3 protein-coding genes and 2 pseudogenes are annotated in these 3657 nt (G+C 51.3%); 1 reads left to right on the top strand and 4 read right to left on the bottom strand.

Translation table 11 applies throughout. The features are described 5' to 3' along the window. Positions 1-560: cytidylate kinase-like family protein (locus QVO97_RS08525; RefSeq protein ID WP_288189433.1), on the bottom strand; the 560-nt coding region annotated here is incomplete at its 3' end. Positions 561-590: 30 nt separating this feature from the next. Beyond that, positions 591-1880, bottom strand: a complete 1290-nt coding sequence (locus QVO97_RS08520; protein ID WP_022359915.1) for a galactokinase — start codon at positions 1878-1880, stop codon at positions 591-593. A 418-nt stretch (positions 1881-2298) separates the two neighbouring features. Here QVO97_RS08520 and QVO97_RS08515 point away from each other — a divergent pair. Next, positions 2299-3251, top strand: a pseudogene (locus QVO97_RS08515) (TIGR01212 family radical SAM protein). 2 nt (positions 3252-3253) lie between these two features. Here QVO97_RS08515 and QVO97_RS08510 read toward each other — a convergent pair. Both QVO97_RS08510 and QVO97_RS08505 read right to left on the bottom strand, forming a co-directional pair. Next, a complete protein-coding gene (locus QVO97_RS08510) occupies positions 3254-3436 on the bottom strand; it encodes a hypothetical protein (protein ID WP_022359912.1) in 183 nt (60 codons plus the stop codon). 100 nt (positions 3437-3536) lie between these two features. Further along, positions 3537-3657: pseudogene (locus tag QVO97_RS08505) on the bottom strand (CapA family protein); the annotation flags it as partial.

Raw genomic sequence — 3657 nt, 5'->3', positions numbered from 1 at the left:
AGATCGTAGTTCTTCATGTTTTTCCAGTCATTCCCAGTAAAATATTTATAATAATTCTTCCGCTCATTCTCAATCTTCCGGATGCGCTTCTTCGCTCTTTCTTCACTGATGCAGTCTACTTCCATAACGCGCTGCACGCGGCGCACACGGTCGGCATAGACAAAGATGCGGACCAGATTTTCGATCTCCTCGTCCTGATCCAGCACATAGCCAGCCGCACGGCCTACAAATACGCACGGTTCCTGTTCTGCCAGTTCCCGCATCACCATCGCCTGGAATTTAAACAGGTTATCCGGCGATGTCACATCGCCTTTCAGGGACGGCTTTCCGAACACATCTGCCTTCTTCGCGCCAGCCAGACGGTGAAGCAGGTTGTTTCCCGCTTTCTCATCCGCTAAACGGAAAAATTCCTCTCCGACCGCACTCTTCTCCGACGCCATCTTTAAGATCTCATCGTCGTAGAAATGAAGCCCCAGCTCCTCTGCCAGCTTGCGTCCCACAATACGTCCGCCGCTTCCGTACTCCCTCTCGATTGTGATAATCAAATTTTTATTTCCCATAAATTCCACCGCCTTTCCAGGTCCCAATTTTTAGATGCGCTCGCTCACGCAGATCGCGCCGTGCGGGCGGATGCTCATGCGGTATACATTGCCCTCTCCGATCGCATTTTCAATGTATTCTGTATACTCGTCCACCAGATCGTTCGGAATCATCGCCATGATAACACCGGCAAAGCCGCCGCCATGAACCCGGCACGCGCCGCGTCCTTTTTTCGCGATAAACAATTCCGTCAGCGCCAGTGCAATGCTGATGCCCTGCTCCTGCACGTCTGCAGTCGTGTATACATTCTGAAGCCATTTCCAGGAAGAATTGCCCGAAGCTGTGATTCCCTCCAAAAAAGCAGCAAAATCATTTTCCCGAAGGGCCTTTACTTCCTGCTCCACTCTCTTATTTTCCTCAAAGAAATGGAACGCACGCATCACGGAACGGTCTCCCGCAAATGCACGTACTTTCGCCAGGTTTGCGATCACCTCTTCCTCTGAAATCTCCGCGCAGACCTCTTTGCCAAAGTACTGCGCTACTTTTTTCATCTCGTTTGGAACGGAAGAATAATCTGCGCTCAGATCCGCGTGGCCTTTTCCCGTATTTACAATCATCAGGCTGTGATCCTGCGCACCGAAATCAAAATCAATCTTCTCCACAACCGGCGCTTCCGGATTTTTAAAATCGATCGTAATCAGACCGCCGACCGCGCACGCCATCTGATCGAGCAGACCCGACGCCTTGTTCCAGAACTTGTTTTCTGCATATTTTCCGATGTGGGCGTAGGTGACAACATCCATCTTTCCCTCGTTAAACATCGTATTTAACATAGAGCAGATCAGCATCTCATAGGAAGCCGAAGAGCTGACGCCCGCCGCGCTGATAACATTGCTGGTAATGTATGCGTCAAATCCGCCGACCTTGTATCCTCTCTCCTCAAAGCCCTTTAAAATGCCCTTTGTCAGGTCGATGGTGCCGCTCATACCCGTGCTCGGTTTCAGGTCGCTTAAATGGATGCTGAAATTTTGATGAAATGTCTCACTTAATATGCGGATCGTGTCGGTTCCGTTCGGTGCCGCCGCGCCGACGCAGTCCAGATTAATGCTGCCCGCCAGCACCTTGCCATGATTGTGATCGGTGTGGTTGCCGCTGATCTCCGTCCGTCCCGGGGAAGTAAACAGCTTGATATCACGTTCCCCATATGTTTTCTCAAAGCGCTCTGCCACATAGCGGTAACGCGCCCGGTTCTCCTCCGCTTTCTCTGCCCCGTATAATTCTGCCATCAGCACTTTCGTTTTCTCAGATTCCAGCTGTTTCAGTGTTTCTTTGACTGACATATCCCTTCTCCTTTTCCCCAAATTGTTTGTTACTGTTCACGCATACGTGCCCAGTAACGGAATTTGCCGTGGCTTCGCATTTAAATACGGCAAATTCCTGCTGCCACCACGTTTTCTTACGGCACTTTCGGTTCCAAAAGTGCCTACCCGGGAACATTAACAATTATTCCCTTTATATGATTATGATTTCAGATATTTTGATTTAATCTGACTTCTTGTATATATTATATCATTTTCCTCAAAATGCCTCAATACGATATTCTTTCGTGTATTTACAAAATGCTGTGGTTCTGGTAAGCTTTCATTTATATAGTAAAACACAGGAGTCCGTATGAAGCAAACCACTCAAACATACCTATCATTACCCGAAACATTCCATCCTGCATCCACCGTCTCCGGCAAACACCCGGATTCCTCCATGCCCCGCTGCTACTCCGACGGTCGTCCCTACTATTCGTTAAACGCATGGCTGAAAGACCAATTTGGGCAGAAAATCTACAAGCTGGCGCTCGACGGCGGCATGACCTGTCCCAACCGGGACGGTACGCTGGGAACGGGCGGCTGTATTTTCTGCAGCCACGGCGGTTCCGGCGATTTTGCAGAGCCGGCTCACACCTCCGTGACCGAACAAATCGAAGCGGCAAAGGCGCGTGTCGCAAATAAAATAAAGGGTGGAAAATATGTCGCATATTTCCAATCCTACACAAATACCTATGCGCCTGTCTCCTATCTGGAGCCGCTTTTTTCCGAAGCAATCGCCCACCCGGACGTGGCTGCTCTGTCCATCGGAACCCGCCCATCGGACCCCGCCCGGACTGCCTGCCGCCGGATGTCCTGGAGCTTCTCGCCCGCTTAAACCGCCGAAAACCGGTCTGGGTGGAACTGGGACTTCAGACCATCCATGAGGAAAGTGCCGCGCGCATCCAGCGCGGTTATTCCCTCCCGGTCTTTGAAAATGCCGTCCGTGAACTGAAAGCCGCCGGTCTGACCGTCATCGTCCATGTCATTCTGGGGCTGCCTGATGAAACAAAAGCCCAGATGCTCGATACCGTCCGCTATCTGGCCGATTTCCAGCCCGCCATCGACGGCATCAAACTTCAGCTTCTCCACATTTTACGCGGCACGAAGCTGGCAGAGCTCTACGAACAGGCACCTTTTCCGGTCTTTTCAATGGACGAATACATTGAGCTGCTGATCGAATGTATCCGCCTGCTGCCGCCCGATATGGTCATCCACCGGATCAGCGGCGATGGACCGAAAAAATTGCTGGTCGCACCGGAATGGAGTGGAAATAAGCGGGCGTTTTTGAATACGTTTTCCAAGGCACTGCGGGAAAGCGGGTGTTTTCAGGGGCAGGATTTCACGAATTGATTTTACTGCACCTGCACCTTTCCATTCTCATCAATCTGCACGCCGTCCGAAAGCCCCTGTATCTTCTGGTAAAACGCCTCTTTCTTCCCCACGTCCAGCTCTCTCGTATATCCGGCAGATGAAGTTGCAGGCAGAATTGAAAGCGCCGTCTCTCCCTGTGCATCTACCGACGCCTGCACCAGCATNTACCGACGCCTGCACCAGCATTGTCTCCGGAATCGAGCTTCCGAACACAAAATTTCCCAGACTGTACAGAATCCATTTTCCATGATACAGCTCAATCCCCTGCAGCACATGTGGATGGCTGCCAACCACCAGATCAGCGCCCGCGTCGATGTACTGATGTCCCATCTCCCGCTGGTACGTCTCTGGCTGCGTGTTCCGCTCGATACCCCAGTGGACATAG

This window comes from Clostridium sp. CAG:43, from assembly GCF_000434655.1.
Classification (GTDB): Bacteria; Bacillota; Clostridia; order Lachnospirales; family Lachnospiraceae; genus Otoolea; species Otoolea fessa.
The sequence above is the reverse complement of the archived record's forward strand: the minus strand, read 5'-3'. Positions and strand labels throughout refer to the sequence as shown.

Bases quoted from the DNA above. Each gene is read 5' to 3' on its own strand.
- QVO97_RS08520 (WP_022359915.1), bottom strand. From the start codon at position 1,880: ATGTCAGTCAAAGAAACACTGAAACAGCTGGAATCTGAGAAAACGAAA.
- QVO97_RS08510 (WP_022359912.1), bottom strand. From the start codon at position 3,436: ATGCTGGTGCAGGCGTCGGTAGATGCACAGGGAGAGACGGCGCTTTCA.